Raw genomic sequence first — 15,390 nt, 5'->3', positions numbered from 1 at the left:
AGACTATTGAAATCAATATTTGATTAGAAACAAATTTGGAGGTGCTTCACACAGTTGTGTAATCAGTGCAATTCAATACTACTTCATAATCACAGCGACAGGGGTTCTAATCTAAAACTTAGAGATACTACTAATAGAGTTGAGGAATTAATTCAAACAGTTAACAATATGGGCCACAAAGGAGTTGCTTTTACAGAACACGAATCAGTTTCATCTCATGTTAAAGCACTCCAAGCAACTGAGAAGTTAAAAGAAACAGGCAAGATAGATAAAGATTTCAAATTAATACTCGGTAACGAAATTTACCTTGTGGAGAGTCTAGAAGAGGTTAGAGACAACTATAAATCCGGTGGTCTAACTAAGTTTCCTCATTTTATACTATTGGCTAAAGACGAAATAGGTCACGAACAGATTAGATTTATGAGTTCAGTGGCTTGGAGTCAATCATACTTCACTGGCCCAATGTTGCGTACACCGACCGTAAAGGATTTTTTAAAGTCAGTGGTAGAGAAAAATCCCGGTCACTTGATCGCATCGAGTGCGTGTCTTGGCTCACCCCACTGTCTCGGACTTCTTGAGATGAAACAGCACATTGAAAAAAATGATCAGGTTAAAGCAGAAGAAAGTTACAATAAGGTCAGTGAATTTACAGAATGGTGTATCAATGTGTTCGGTAAAGATGACTTCTATCTAGAGATCCAACCAGCCTATAGTGAAGAGCAAATTTACTGTAATAAAGAATTATTAAAGCTAGCTGAAAAGTTTGGTCTCAAATACATAGTTACAACTGACAGTCACTACTTACGTCCAGAAGATCGCATCGTCCATAAAGCATTTCTCAACTCCAAAGAAGGGGAAAGAGAGGTTGATGCTTTTTATGAGGCCACATTTGTTCAGAATCATGAAGAAATCAATGAGCGATTAAGTTACTTGAGTCACGATATCGTTAAGAAAGCTTTAGACAATACAATGGAAATAGGCAACAAGATCAAGGAATATACAATCATAAAACCAACAGTTATACCCAAAATAGAAATACCTGACTTTGAACTACGGGGTTTGTTTAGATCGATCTACAGTAAATATGAATTTATCAATAAAATGGCCCATGCTCCAAACCCCCAAGACAAATATATAGTTAAACTAATTGAAGATGGGTTTTATGAACATTTGCCCTACAATACATATAGCAAGACCAAGTTACATGAAGTAGCAAATAGGATTGATACTGAACTTGGAGAGCTTTGGAGAATTTCAGAAAATCTAAATCAGTCTGTTGCAAGTTATTACATTACGGTACGAGAAATTGTTAATGTAATTTGGGATGATGAATGCGGAAATAGCCTTGTTGGGCCTGCTCGTGGATCTGCTGCTGGATACTTGATTTGTTTCTTGTTGGGAATTACTCAAATTAATCCTCTTGAATATGGTATTGAGATGCCCCACTGGCGACATCTGACTTCAGAGCGTCCAGAATTCCCGGATATCGATATAGATACAGAAGCAGCAAAGCGAAATCAGATTTTTAGACAACTTAAGAAATATTTTGGTGATGATCGAGTATTGCAGGTATGTACCTTTGGAACCGAGGCATCTAAATCAGCCGTTCAAACTGCCGCAAGAGGTTTGGGAATCGATAATGATACAGCAATGTATGTTTCTGGGCTTATCCCATTTGAACGTGGAAGTAGTTGGACTTTAAATGAATGTGTCAATGGAGACGAAGAGAAAGAAAGAAAGCCAGTAACTGAATTTATTACTCAAATTAATAAACATGAAAATTGGCTTGAAGTCTCAATGAAAATTGAGGGTCTTATCAATAAACGTAGTATTCATGCGAGTGGTGTAATTGTATTTAATGAAGAATTCTATAAGACCAATGCAATGATGACTGCACCAAATGGAACACATGTTACTCAGTTCAGTCTTGAGGATTGTGAAGCAGTATCTAATATGAAATTTGATCTTTTGACAATTGAGGGTCTTGATAAAATTAGGGTTTCACTGGATAAGTTGCTTGAGAACAATCTAATGGAATGGCAAGGAAACTTAAGATCTACTTATAATAAATATCTACATCCAACAAACATTGATATTAAGAGTCCAAAAGTGTATGAGTTAATTGGTCAAGACAGTATTACCGACTTATTTCAGTTTTCTACAGAGATAGGAATTCAGACAGTTAAAAGAACAAAACCTTCAAATTTAATTGAGTTAGCTTCAGCCAATTCTCTTATGAGACTTATGGGCGGTGGTCATGGCAAAGAAACTCCAATTGACAGTTTTATTCGTTTTAAAAACAACATAAGTGAGTGGTATGACGAGCTCCGTAAACACTGTTTGAACGATGATGAAATTAAAATAATGGAAAGTCATCTACTTAAGTTAAATGGTGTTGCTGACACACAGGAATCCATCATGCTGCTCTCTATGGATAAGCGTGTGGCAGGGTTTACAATTAAGGACGCAAACAAACTGAGAAAAGTAATTGCAAAGAAAAAAGCAGATGAAATTGAAGATATTAAAAATACCTTCTATAGGAAGGGTGCCGAACTTGGAAATCGTAAAGAAATAATTGACTATGTATGGAATGTTCAGATAGTAAGACAGCTTGGATATTCTTTCTCAGTACTCCATACACTTGCATATTCAATAATTGCTCTACAAGAAGCTAATCTTAATATTAACTATGATCCTATCTATTGGAGAACTGCTTGTCTAACAGTAAACTCAGCTTCGATTGATGATGATAGTGATGAAGGAGAAAACCACAAGGCACAGTCCACCAACTACGGTAAGATTGCAGCAGCAATTGGTAATATGCAGAGTCGTGGTGTATTGATCGGTTTGCCAAGTATCAATAAAGCAGGTTTTGGATTTGAACCCGATATCCAGAACAATCAGATTATTTTCGGGCTGAAGGGAATCAATGGAATAGGCGACGATGTTGTTCAGAACATTATTAAAAACCGTCCATACAAGAGCTTCAATGATTTCTTAGTCAGAATGCATGATTCATCAATAATCAAAAAGTCACAAGTATTGCAGCTTGTTAAGGCGGGATGTTTCGAAGAGTTTGGAAATCGAAATAAAATTATGACTGAATTTATTACCAAGTTATATGTACCAAAAACTAAACTGAATCTTCAGAATCTAAATGCAGTTATTGAGAGCAAGATCATTCCAAATGAAATGAGCAAGTATGCTAAATTATTCAACTTTAGAAAGTATGTTATGAAACATATTCATAAAAAAGATGGTAAAGATAAACTGTATGCGCTAGATAAAACTTCGACTCCATTTTATTATGAACACTTTTCTGGGGAAGGTATCGTTGACTATCAGAAGAACTTTCCGATTATTAGAGAGTCGACTTTCAAAAAAGAATATGACAAGAAAATGGATGGCATTAAAGAGTGGCTTTCTACTCAAGAGGTCTTGGAGTTATTCAACACAAAGCAATATGAGAAAGAATGGAATACATATGCAGAAGGAACGATTAGTAAATGGGAAATGGATTCACTTTCATTTTATTACACAGAACATGAATTGAAAGATATCAATAAAGAAAGATATGGGATTGTTGATTATAGTAGTCTTCCAGAAGAACCCGTAGTAACAGAAATGATGCAATTTAGAAATGGTTCAAGACCTAAGTATAAGTTGAGCTTAATAGCTGGAACAGTACTCGACAAAGATAAAAATAAAAATACAGTAACCGTACTTACAGTGGATGGTGTGGTAACTGTTAAATACTATGATGGAGCTTTTGCTCATTATAATAAACAGATATCAAAACCAAAGCCTGATGGATCTAAAGAAGTTGTTGAAAAAACATGGTTTGGAAGGGGGAATAAGTTGGTTCTTTATGGATACAGAAGGGGTTCACAGTTCAGACCTTACAGGTATAAAGACTCACCTGTAAATCACACAACGATGTTAATCAACAAAATAGACTCAAATGGTAATTTAAAAGTAACAAGCGAGAGAGCCAAAATATAGGATAGGGGATAGCATAGATGAAAAACAACTTTAGCAAATCAAAGATTGAACAGATTATCGGACGTAAGCTGACTGATGAAGAATACAAGGAAGTTGCAGGTACAGTGCTCAATCAATTGCTTAACGAAAATGACTCCAAGACAAATGGATAGATTCGATAGCAACTATCATTGTATGCACTTCCCTGACGCACAAGATAAGGAGGTGAATAAGTTTTCAACTTGTGCAGGATGTAATGAAGATATCTTAGTTGGAGAGGAAATATTGATCTTGTTCGACGGTCTGAACGTTCACGACAACTATGACTGTTTAAAGAAAGCGAATGGAGCAAAAATAATTATTGCAGGAGAGGAATGGTAGTTTGAATTTAGTTGGTCATAATATTGAATTGATTAAAGAGTTGAAGACACATACTTTGAATAGACTTAAAATTTACAAAAAATTGGGGTATATTGTTGATGAAAAATATGAGGAACTGGTTAATCTAGAAACTGATTATTTAGACAGCAGAATCAGAACTATGGAGAGTTTCCTATGAGGTTGAATTTAACATTGCCTCTTCCTGTTTCAATTAATGTTCTATACATAAATCAATATGTGTGGGATGCAAGGATTAGAAAAAGAGTACCCACTGGAAAAAGAATTTTAAGTAAGGAGGGAGAGAAGGTAAAAAAACAAATTATCGTCGCAGCCTCAAACCAAATCAAAACTCAAGAGTGGGACTACGAGTTTACAAAGGTACATTATCTCTATATGGATACACTAATTTATTTTAACAGAAAGGGCAGAGACGATAATAATATTTATAAATTGAACAACGATGCCCTAGAGAAGATTGTTTATGACAATGACAGTAGGGTATTGACCCGAACACAGCGTATCCTTTATGACAAAAAGAACCCTAGAGTTGAGCTTACGTTTACACCCGTTGAATATATAGGAATATTTGATAACGAGGAAACATACATAGAATTTTTAGAAAATTGTAAAACATGTAGTAGGTATAAACGGAATTGTTCCATTTTGAAGGCTGCAACCGAGGGATACGTTCAAGATGAAATCGATGAAGGGAACTGCTTCAAATACAAGCAAACAAAGATTAACGAGTGAGTAAAAGTAGTATTTCATTAGAGAGGAACAAAATTATGGAAGAAGAAATGTTAAAAGCACTAGAAGCATACCCTCCACTTTTAGACATAAATCATATCAGAGAGATACTCATGATTGGTGAAAATGTAGCATACCAAGAAATGAAATCAGGAAAGTTCCCGGTTATGAAAGTAGGCAAGCAATTAAGAGTAGCCAAGCCATTATTCGCAAAATACATAATCGATTCCTCCATCAGTGACAATGCATAAATAATACATAAAGACGAACATGATTGACTGTATTTTTCAGTTATTATGTTCGTCTTTTTTTGTTCCATTGGTCACATGTTGGTCACGGAACATTAAGAGATGACTAAAACCAATTAAAGTGGGATAAGAAAAAAACAAAGAAATGTATGAAAAAACGTTGGTAGATTAAGGTTTTCTAAGGTTGTTTAATGTAGAATAAAAAGTATATAATTATATACCTTTTTAAAGATGGAGGCTATGGACACTCATCTCAGTTCGCTTGCTTGGGGTCGTCAGCCTTTGGATAGTGCTGTTTCAGTTGAAGAAATACGGTTTTCTTGCTTGAATTGTCTTTTTTCTATTTCTGGTAGTTGACCGAACAAGATCCAAGCAAATGGCAGGAAACGGGAGATGATCGACACGACGAGCCAAGAGCAAAGAAGTGCAAAGAAAAAACCTCCGGCATACCACGCATGAATAAGCTGCGGAGAACCGATATGTGGTGAAAACTGCCGATACAGGAGCAGGAAGAACGGATGAATCAGATACACACCAAAGGACAGTGTGCCCAGACGTTCCAGTTTGCGAGTGACAAAGGAATCTTGTCGTCTGTACATTAAAAAGGAAATCTGTAGTATTACCAGAGTGCTAGACAGGCTGTACATATTATACATAAGTTCAAAAACTAGCGAATTGTACGAGATTCCGTACATTCTATTTTCGTACCACATATAGACATGCATGGTGGCTGAAATCAGCCATAAAGCCCAAATTGCGATCCATGTCAGCACTCCGGCAACACTTCGTTCCCCCTTACGCATCAGAAACCACGTTCTCAGCTGTGGGTAGTAGTAACCGAGAGCAGCACCCAGCATGTAGCAGGCTATATAAGACAGTGCCCAACTGCCCTTATTTTGAACCTGAAATAGAAATTTATTTCCAATAACAAATGACCACTGTACCAACAGCCCAAGGACAATAGACCATTGTGGAAGTTGCCGACAACGCTGGAACAGCCACAGTACGAATGGAAATGCAAGATAGAATTGCATCATGATAAAAATATAATATAAATGAGTATACGCTTTGCCTGTGGCCAGCTTCAGAGCAAAGCTTTTCGCAAGTGTGATTATATTCCATGGTTCGGAGCTGCCAGCCATAAGGGACAGGATGAAATAAAATAGAGAGAACATGACGTAAGGTAAGAGGATGTACAGCAACCTCTGCTTATAAAAGCGGCTTAAGAGCTGTCGTCCCATCGGACGATCCTTGTAGTTGTAGAACAGTACCATGCTGCTAAGCGCGATAAATACGGGGGTTCCATACTTCATCAACACATTGAGCGCATTGTATACAACATAAAGACTGGAATTTGTAAGCTGAACCGTTGCATAAGAAGTGGCATGTACCATCAAGACGGCTAAAATCGCCATGGCTCTGACCAACTGCAATTCGGGAATTTTTTCTTTGGTCTTAGGCTTCATAAGCTTCATTTCCTTTCAGGAGTGAACTGTATCTTGTTGAACTCTTTCTATTAAAAGATAAAGTTCTTAACAACCCTGAAGGGAAGGGCTTAAGAAACGCTTATGAACTTCTTAACTTTTGTTAAGAATTGAGGATTTTGCAAAAATCCCATAAGCGACTTCCAATGAACAAGATATAGATTGAAATGGTTTAGTCCGTCTATATATGCACTTCGGAGCGACTGGAATCGAATTTTGCAAAATCCTGAATTAAAAAGAACTTCCATAGCCTCAAAATGAGTGGCATGGAAGTTCTTTTTTATACTCATGATCATTCGTTATTTGCAGCGTTTGATAGGTGCGCGTCTAATTTGTCCACGAATGGCACCGTTCGGATGACGGATGGTGTGGACATTGACGTAAGCATTGCCCTCTCTGATTTGGCACACCAAATCATAAATGGTTCTGCCTCTGAGCGGACCGGTAAGATCACATGCACGGAGCACGCCGCTAACGACGCCTCTTCTAACGGTTATCCCAAACTTCGAAGGACCAAACAGTGTAGCAACAACAGGGCCATTTTCACCTCTTCGTCCCAGATGAATATGCGCTTCGGTTACCCGTGAGATATTGCGTACAGTCAGTTCAAAGCTTAATTGTTGGCTCGTTGGACGGTAACGAAATTCGGCTGTTCCCGTCGCATTTGTTCTGACAGGAGGCACTTCATTAGCCCCCCTTAAGGTGGCTCTAAACTTATTAGACATGACATCCCTCCTTTCCCAGTGTTGGTTTAGTGTATTCACAGGGCCAGGGAAAGGGCTGCACATTAGCCTATTCATCAGAAGTTGTGTGTTTTACAAGATATTCAGTCCAAGCACAAAACAAACTTTTTCATAGTCTATGAGTATCTGGTAGAGAGAGGAGGGGAAACCATGGGAACATTTATTGATGGGAGAACATCCCAAAACGCTTCGACAGCTAACTCTATTGCCATTCCGATCACTCTTTTAAATACGCCTCAATTGTTTGGGCAGATCGGATTAAACACACTGGGAGCTACAGGTACGCCACGGGTTCTGCTTAAAGGAACCATATCGCTTCAACTTCCGCTTGCTTTAGTAGGAATTACTATCACTATTGTAAGAGGTACTGTGGTAACTGACCCTGTTGTTTATTCGGCTACATCCACTTTTAGTTTGAGTTTATTAGCTCCACAGGTTATTGCGTTCTCAGCAGATGATTTCAATCCGCCGATTACGCCACAACTGGTGTACACTGCTTTTGTTTCTGCTAACCTGCTGGGTACAATACGTGTAGGTCCAGAGAGCTTTGACGGAATTTTGGTTGCGGATTAATGTAGTGATTTTGATATGAAGAAATATTGCTTCATAAAGCTTCGCAGTTGTAACTGCGAGGCTTTTTTGTGTACAAGTACAAGTTTTAGCTTAACGAATAAACTACTTTTCTTTTGCATAATAATCACATAGGCATAACCCTGCAACAATTGGTAGAATTTTATGTATGCGCTTACAAAAATAAAATATTCTTTGCTTCGTACAATTAAAAATCTGAAGGAGGAATGAAGAATGAAATGGAAAAAAGGATTGACTGGTATGCTTTTAGCAGCTTTTTTATGTGGTGCACCAGGTATGGGCATAGCTACGCCGGCACATGCATCCGCTGGCGAGTACAAGTTTGATTTTGGCGGAGGTACGGTCGAAACGGGTTATACCGGTGTGAGTGCTTCGCTGTCCTATGACTCGGCACGTGGATATGGCTTTCGTACCCCTGAGAATATGCGTAATGTCAGCGCTTCGGGAACTGGAGTGGCAAGTGATGCGGTACGGTTCCTGGCTACAGGTACGAAAAGCGAGAATACTTTTGACGTTGATCTTCCTCCTGGTTTGTATGAGGTGTCGGTTACTTTAGGAGATACCTCTCGTTCGAGTATTGCGGCTGAAGGGGTGTATCAGGTCATTAATATGACAGGGAATGGGGCCAAGGATCGTTTTCAAATTCCAGTGACAGATGGACAGCTAAATCTGCTGGTTACTGAAGGCAAAGAGGGCGCGGTTTTCACACTCAGTGCATTGGAAATCAGGCAATTATCTAGCAATCCGGTTACGAATCGAACGATTTATATGGGTGGAGATTCTACGGTTTGTAACTATTATCCGCTAGATAGCAGCGTACAGGCGGGATGGGGTCAACTGCTGCCAGAGTTTGTGAACACGAATACTTTTCAAATTCGCAATATGGCGTCAGGAGGCCAAATTGCTAGAGGCTTCCACCAGGACGGTCAGTTGGAGGCCATCGTCCAATATATTAAGCCGGGGGATTATTTTATTCTCCAATTGGGCATCAATGACACCAATCCAAAGCATAACGAAAGCGAAGCCGAGTTTAAGGACTGGATGAAGGATATGATTCGGCAGGTTAAGGCTAAAGGGGCGATGGTAATCCTGTCAACTCCGCAAGGACGAGCGACTGACTTTAATGCTAACAATGTACACAACGCAGAAAATAGATGGTATAGAAGCGCTATTTTGGCACTGGCTCAAGAGGAACAAACGCCTTTAGTCGACCTGAATGTTCTTAGCTCAGCTTATTTCACTTCTATTGGTAAAGACGCTACACTGGCCTTGTATATGAACGGCGATACACTCCATCCAAACTATGAAGGTGCAAGGGAACTGGCCCGATTGGTAGCACAGGATTTAAAAAGGCAGGGTCTGAGCGGATTCTAAATTTAAACGATGGGTTTTCCCCTGCTTCTTACATTCGTAGGAGCAGGGGTTTTTAGCCTCTGTTCAGGGTGCTATAATTATTGAAAAAGCAATAGTAATACGGAGGAATTAGAACATGCAGCCTTTCACTGCCCGTGTGCTTCAAATTATACTGTTGATCCCTGAGGGAAAAGTAATGACTTACGGTCAAATTGCGGCAGAGGCCGGAAGCCCAAGAGGTGCCAGACAGGTGGTGCGAATTTTGCATACATTGAGCCAAAAACACCGACTTCCTTGGCATAGAGTAGTCAACCGTTTGGGGGAGATTGCTTTGCAGGAGGATGAGTCCGCATCCCTGCAGCGTCTGTACTTGGAGGAGGAAGGCATACGTTTTAATGAAAGCGGGCGTATTCCACTCGATCAATATCTCTATGATCCGCAGGCGGAGATGGAAGAATAGGAACGGAACAAGCTATGCGGTTTTATATTAGATTTGATGATCACAAAAATCCGGGACAAATCAATTATCGATTTGTCCCGGATTTTTTTCATCTAGCATACGAAGCGGATAACTAGAGGTAATCTGTTATTTATAGCATAAGATTCACTTGTCATTTTATCCGATAAGATGCTGCTGATCCCGTTGGGCAAGGTGAAAAGAAATGCTATTCATCAGCGGTATATCGTTATTTTTCCGGGCTTCCCGGATCAGTTGTTTCTTTTTTTGTTCTGATTCACGTAAAAAGCGGGTCATCCACAAATCAGACGGTTCGTTAGTGGTTGTCATGCGAGATTCTTTTATCATCTATTAACCCTCCCAGTGAGCGGCTGTAATTCTTTCTCTAGTATATGTTCCAAACCTTAATAGATGCTGTTGGTTTCCTTAAAATTAGCTGAAAATTAGGTAAAGTTCAGGTAAAAATAGGTTGAATCAATATCTCATTGGACGAAAAGTAGTATAAAGCGAGTATTCAGGAAGTAAAGGTTACAAAAATGTATTGTTTTGACACCTTGTACCAACATAAACCTGAAAGTACAATTAGAATGCAAAGAGTTCGTGGAAGTTTATGTCGAAAAAAATGGAAAAGATTCGGGGAATGAACCGAAAGGGGAGAGATTCATCTATGAAGCAAAAAGCGGCTGTCGTGCTGCTTGTATTGTCCTTATCATCAGGATTGGCCTCCACTGTACAGTCTGAGAGTTTATCAGGAAATGTAGCATCAAGTACGTCGGTTAGTCCATCTACTGCGGCTACATCGAAGACATCATCCGTAACGGGTCAGGCTTTACCTACATTAACACTCAAGCAGGCCGTGGAATGGGCACAGACGAACAGTTACAATACGCGTACCGCCGAACGGGATGTAGAGCGTCGCAGAATCGAACTGAAAAATGCAGAAAAGGAGCTAGGTTATACACCTGTTGATTCGTTTATAGAGGATGAGTTTTTTGATGATGAAACGTCATGGAGGAATTACAGTTCCTCTACGTTATCCTATCTAGCCAGTAAAAAGCAGGCGCAGTTCGCCAAAGACCAGATTTATTTTAATGTGATGAAAAGCTACCAAAGTGTGTTTATAGCAGAGAATCAGGTGAAAAATGATCTGGAAGCGCTTGAAATCGCCCAAGCGGAGGAAAAGATTGCACTTGCCAAATTTGCACGCGGCAAGCTTTCTGAGTATGCGAAAAACGAGAGTACACAGACCAGAAGCCAGGCTCAGCAAACAGTAGAGCAGGGGAAAATTGCGTTGCAAAAATCTAGGGATGCTCTGAACTTCCTCATGGGACAACCTAACGGAACAGCCTATGAATTGGTTGATCGGCCCGTGTACAAGGAACCGAAGAAGCTGGATATCGAAATACATATACAACAGCTGACAGACATGAATCCAAATTTATGGAAGCTGGAGGATAGTATCAAAACTTCGGAACTTAATGTGAGATACTTCGATTTTAACAGCGGCGCAGGTGCTTATGATCTAGCTAAAATGGATGTCGATACGGCTAAAGAGGAGCTCGACAAAGGTCAAAAGGATTTTGCCGAATCACTCCGTAATTTGTATGCCACGGTTAAGGAAAACCAAAAAAAATATGTACAACTGGAAGAAAGCTTGCGTACGGCAAAAGAGGCCTTGGAGTTATCACGCAAAAAGTGGGACAGAGGTCTAATTATCGAGATGGAATTGAAAAATAATCAGTTGAAAGTGAACCAGATTGAACGGCAAATGGAAGAACTGGCGATCGAGTTGGATCAAAATGAGTATACGTTGAACAAGCCATGGAGCACATAGGGAGGAAAAGGCGTTGGCAGAAACGGTTTTAAATGATGCTTTAATCAAGTTACGGAAAAAACGGAGAAAAAAGTGGATATGGACTGCAATTGTTCTACTGGTTGTAGGTGGAGGCGGAACAGCAGTATATCTGAGTCTGCCCAAGGAGCAGGCGGCACCTTTGGTTCAGGATGAGACGCTTAAAGTAGAGCGCGGCGATGTGAGTGAGAAGCTGGACACGTCCGGTACCGTGCAAGCGTCCAAGGAAGTGAAGTTAAACTTCACGAGTGCAGGTGATAACAAGCTGGCAGTGGTAAATGTGAAAGCCGGGGACAAGGTGAAAAAAGGACAGGTGCTGGCTCTTTTGGACAGTTCAGAAATTAAAATGCAAATTCAGACTGCGTCTGATACTTTGGAAATATCCAAATCCAAGCTGGCTGAATTGGAGAAAGGTCCGAAGGCAGAGGATATTGAAATTCAGAAAACAAATGTACTTCGGGCCAAAGTGGCTATCGATACAGCGCAAGAATCATTTGAGCTGGAAGAAGCCGAAAGTCAGAAGAAAACTTCCCAAAAACAGTTGGAACAGGCGCGAAAGGCATATGAAGACCAAAAGTTTTTACATGATGCCGGTGCGGTGTCCAACAGTGAATTGGAGCAGGCAGAGCAAGCACTGGATAAAGCACAGACGGACTATGATGGTCTGGATCTGCAGTTCCGCAAAATCATGTCGCAAAAACGTCGCACCATTTCAGAAGCTGAAATCGGATATCGTACGGCAATGGCAGAGCTTCGCAAAATTCAGGTTCCGGCTGATGCATCCAATATTCAAGCCTCACGGATAGAGGTTCGAAGACAGGCGACGGAACTGGAGCAGAAGAAAAATGAACTGAACAAGCTTCAGGTCACAGCACCTTGGGACGGGGTAATCTTAAAGGTGAACGGGGATGTAGGGACCAGTCCGACGGCTCCATTCATTGTCATGAATAACTCGGATTCCAACGATCTTAAGGTGGTTGTGAAGGTAAGTCAGACCGACATTGTCAAAGTAAAGAAGGGTCTTTCAGCCGTGTTGACTACCAATGCATATCCGGGTGAATCATTTCCAGGGAAGGTGCAATTCGTCTCACCGGAAGCCTCTACGGATGAAGGGATGACGACGTATCTGATGGAATTGTCTGTTCATGACCCGAAAGGCAAGCTCAAAACGGGCATGATTATGAATGTGGCCGTTATTTTGGGAGTACACAAAAATGTATTGTTCGTACCTGCTACTGCGCTGAGATCGGAAGGGGGACAGGATGGCGTGTATGTTTCCGCTAATAACGCTGCGAATCCAGGGGCGCGCACATTCAAGCCCGTAGAACTCGGATTTTACACGCCAGATCGAGTCGAGCTCAAGTCAGGTGTAAAGGAGGGTGACACGCTTATTGTGCCTGCTCCTGAACCTCCGCCGGACCCTTCTGCTATGGGCGGCATGCAGGGAGGTTTTTAAACGGGTATGAGATACGTCATTCAGATTGAGGATTTGAAAAAAGTGTATCAGGTCGGAGATCAGGAAATTCATGCCCTGCGTGAGGTACAACTTGATATTGCTGACGGTGATTTTGTCGCGATCATGGGACCGTCTGGATCAGGCAAGTCCACGATGATGAATGTCATCGGCTGTCTGGATTTACCTACATCGGGACAATTTTATTTGGATGGCTATTCGATATTAGATGCCCGCGAGGATGAACTGGCTATTATACGTAATCAGAAAATCGGATTTGTATTTCAAAAATTCCATTTGCTCCCGCGAGCAACGGCTTTGGAGAATGTGGAACTGCCTATGATCTATGCGGGTATTCCTGCCAAGGAGCGTCGTTTGCGGGCAATGGAGGCTCTTACTAGCGTAGGTCTAGGCGATCGGATGAACAATAGGCCAAACGAATTGTCAGGCGGTCAGCAGCAGCGGGTGTCTATTGCGCGCGCACTTGTGAACAATCCGGTCATTCTCTTGGCGGATGAACCGACAGGCGCATTGGACTCCAAAACAAGTGTTGAAATAATGGGGATTTTTCAGCGTCTGAATGATCAGGGGAAAACGGTTGTATTGGTTACTCATGATCAGGAGGTTGCGGAATACGCCAAGCGTCTGATTCATTTTCGGGATGGGCGGATTGAAGAGGATCAGCCTGTTGGGAAACGAAGAATGGCGGCAGAGGAAGTGAAGGCATGAAGTTTAAGGAAATTATCCGTGTATCGCTCAACAGTTTGCGAACCAATATGCTGCGATCTTTGCTGACCATGGTGGGCATTATTATCGGAGTGGCCGCTGTGATTATGATTGTAGCCATTGGTAAAGGATCAACGGCTACGATTACATCTCAGATCAACAGTATGGGAAATAATCTGCTGATGATCTATCCTTATGCTCCATATGATGGCTCCAGCTCCATGTCGTTCAGTCAGACGAAAGGAATATCTCTGGAAGATATCGATGCGCTAGAGGAGCAAAAAGCAGTAGCAGAGGTAGCGCCAAGTGCCATGACCAATGCAGATATTACGTGGAGTCGCAATAAGGTCAGCGCGCAAATTGAGGGGACTTCGCTGGCATTCGTTCATGTGAGAAAGCTGTCACTAGCTCAAGGCAGGTCGTTTACCCACTATGAAGTGGATAAACAAATGAATGTGGCCGTGCTTGGGAGTGATGCGGCCCGTAATATTTTTGGTCAGGATGCCTCAAGAGCGGTCGGTGAGACGATCATGATTAAACAGCTTCCTTTTAAGGTGGTTGGTGTGCTGGCAAATTCCAATTCCAATATGAGTAACAGTGGTCAGCAGGTATATGTACCGATTACAACGGGGATGGAACGGCTAGGCAATATGAGTATTCAGCAGGTGAACGCCTCTGCAACAACAGAGGAGAAGATTAATCAGGCAAGTGCTGAAATTCGGCAGGTGCTACGTGCCAGACATGAGCTAAAGCCATCAGAGGGCGATGACTTTCAGATCATGACCCAGACGGAAATCTTAAAAACAGTGTCCGGGGTTGATCGGATTATGAATATGCTGCTGGCCGGTGTAGCTGCAATTGCGCTTGGCGTTGGAGGTGTCGGCATTATGAATATTATGCTGGTGTCCGTCACGGAACGTACGAGGGAGATCGGGATTCGTAAAGCGATTGGTGCGCAACGCAGTGATATTATGCTGCAGTTTGTGGCTGAGGCTGTTTTTCTCAGTCTGATGGGTGGACTGGTTGGCGTAATGGTGGGTCTCGGAGGTGCAAAGCTGCTCGAGAAATTCGTCCAAATGCCGATTGTGTATTCGATAGAGCCCGTGCTTTACTCTTTTCTGTGCTGTATGGGGGTTGGAGTGTTGTTCGGAGTATATCCGGCGCGAAAGGCGTCGAAGCTGCGTCCAATTGATGCTTTAAGATACGAATAAGGGAGCGGGTACTTCGCCTTACTCGAAAGAGCAGGGTGCAAAGTACCCGTTTTTTGTGTTAAATAAGTGTTTTAAATGATAAAAAGACATGAATAACTGCCTTAATTTTATATATGTGATGTTTTATATGCTTTTTAAGGTTGATTTATTGTTATATATGACG

At 41.2% G+C, this 15,390-nt stretch carries 14 protein-coding genes; 11 read left to right on the top strand and 3 right to left on the bottom strand.

Annotation, left to right across the window (positions count from 1 at the left end; genetic code table 11):
- Positions 1-54 precede the first annotated feature (54 nt).
- The 4 genes from MHB54_RS00120 (at position 55) to MHB54_RS00105 (ending at position 5,360) form a co-directional block, all read left to right on the top strand.
- Complete coding sequence (locus MHB54_RS00120) at positions 55-4,002, top strand: PHP domain-containing protein (RefSeq protein WP_340981070.1); 3,948 nt, start codon at positions 55-57, stop codon at positions 4,000-4,002.
- A 17-nt stretch (positions 4,003-4,019) separates the two neighbouring features.
- Entirely contained in the window at positions 4,020-4,154 is a 135-nt protein-coding gene (locus MHB54_RS00115; RefSeq protein WP_340981068.1) for a hypothetical protein, read from the top strand.
- Positions 4,155-4,536: 382 nt separating this feature from the next.
- A complete protein-coding gene (locus MHB54_RS00110; protein WP_340981066.1) occupies positions 4,537-5,112 on the top strand; it encodes a RusA family crossover junction endodeoxyribonuclease in 576 nt (191 codons plus the stop codon).
- Between the two features lie 35 nt (positions 5,113-5,147).
- Complete coding sequence (locus MHB54_RS00105) at positions 5,148-5,360, top strand: helix-turn-helix domain-containing protein (RefSeq protein WP_068939697.1); 213 nt, start codon at positions 5,148-5,150, stop codon at positions 5,358-5,360.
- Positions 5,361-5,632: 272 nt separating this feature from the next.
- Here MHB54_RS00105 and MHB54_RS00100 read toward each other — a convergent pair whose 3' ends face one another.
- Complete coding sequence (locus MHB54_RS00100; protein ID WP_034095027.1) at positions 5,633-6,823, bottom strand: acyltransferase; 1,191 nt, start codon at positions 6,821-6,823, stop codon at positions 5,633-5,635.
- A gap of 317 nt (positions 6,824-7,140) precedes the next feature.
- The gene (locus tag MHB54_RS00095; protein WP_023988435.1) at positions 7,141-7,566 is read right to left on the bottom strand and encodes a CHRD domain-containing protein; all 426 of its coding nucleotides are present in this window, start codon (positions 7,564-7,566) and stop codon (positions 7,141-7,143) included.
- A 168-nt stretch (positions 7,567-7,734) separates the two neighbouring features.
- Between MHB54_RS00095 and MHB54_RS00090 the strand changes: the two genes are divergently transcribed.
- The 3 genes from MHB54_RS00090 to MHB54_RS00080 all read left to right on the top strand — a co-directional run bounded on the left by MHB54_RS00090 (position 7,735) and on the right by MHB54_RS00080 (position 9,988).
- Positions 7,735-8,157, top strand: coding sequence for a hypothetical protein (locus MHB54_RS00090; RefSeq protein ID WP_165175389.1), 423 nt, complete (start codon positions 7,735-7,737; stop codon positions 8,155-8,157).
- Between the two features lie 231 nt (positions 8,158-8,388).
- Positions 8,389-9,549 (top strand): rhamnogalacturonan acetylesterase, encoded by a 1,161-nt coding sequence (locus MHB54_RS00085; RefSeq protein WP_413630576.1) that lies wholly within the window; start codon positions 8,389-8,391, stop codon positions 9,547-9,549.
- Positions 9,550-9,664: 115 nt separating this feature from the next.
- Complete coding sequence (locus MHB54_RS00080; protein ID WP_023988438.1) at positions 9,665-9,988, top strand: MGMT family protein; 324 nt, start codon at positions 9,665-9,667, stop codon at positions 9,986-9,988.
- 156 nt (positions 9,989-10,144) lie between these two features.
- Here MHB54_RS00080 and MHB54_RS00075 read toward each other — a convergent pair whose 3' ends face one another.
- On the bottom strand, positions 10,145-10,333 hold the full coding sequence (locus MHB54_RS00075; protein WP_013370989.1) for a hypothetical protein: 189 nt from the start codon (positions 10,331-10,333) through the stop codon (positions 10,145-10,147).
- A gap of 319 nt (positions 10,334-10,652) precedes the next feature.
- Between MHB54_RS00075 and MHB54_RS00070 the strand changes: the two genes are divergently transcribed.
- From MHB54_RS00070 to MHB54_RS00055, 4 genes are read left to right on the top strand one after another with little or no spacing between them, the layout of a single operon-like run.
- Entirely contained in the window at positions 10,653-11,819 is a 1,167-nt protein-coding gene (locus MHB54_RS00070) for a TolC family protein (RefSeq protein ID WP_053325355.1), read from the top strand.
- A gap of 13 nt (positions 11,820-11,832) precedes the next feature.
- Positions 11,833-13,293, top strand: a complete 1,461-nt coding sequence (locus MHB54_RS00065; protein ID WP_340981064.1) for an efflux RND transporter periplasmic adaptor subunit — start codon at positions 11,833-11,835, stop codon at positions 13,291-13,293.
- 6 nt (positions 13,294-13,299) lie between these two features.
- Positions 13,300-14,019 (top strand): ABC transporter ATP-binding protein, encoded by a 720-nt coding sequence (locus MHB54_RS00060; RefSeq protein ID WP_023988440.1) that lies wholly within the window; start codon positions 13,300-13,302, stop codon positions 14,017-14,019.
- Positions 14,016-15,227 carry an ABC transporter permease gene (locus MHB54_RS00055; RefSeq protein ID WP_264453834.1) on the top strand — a complete coding sequence of 404 codons (1,212 nt, stop codon included), beginning with the start codon at positions 14,016-14,018 and terminating at the stop codon, positions 15,225-15,227. The genes MHB54_RS00060 and MHB54_RS00055 overlap by 4 nt, the downstream gene beginning before the upstream one ends.
- Positions 15,228-15,390: the final 163 nt, after the last annotated feature.

This window comes from Paenibacillus sp. FSL M7-0802 (assembly GCF_038004945.1).
Taxonomy (GTDB): Bacteria; Bacillota; Bacilli; order Paenibacillales; family Paenibacillaceae; genus Paenibacillus; species Paenibacillus polymyxa_B.
Note: the sequence above shows the minus strand (reverse complement) of the source record. Positions and strands in the feature narration are given on the sequence as shown.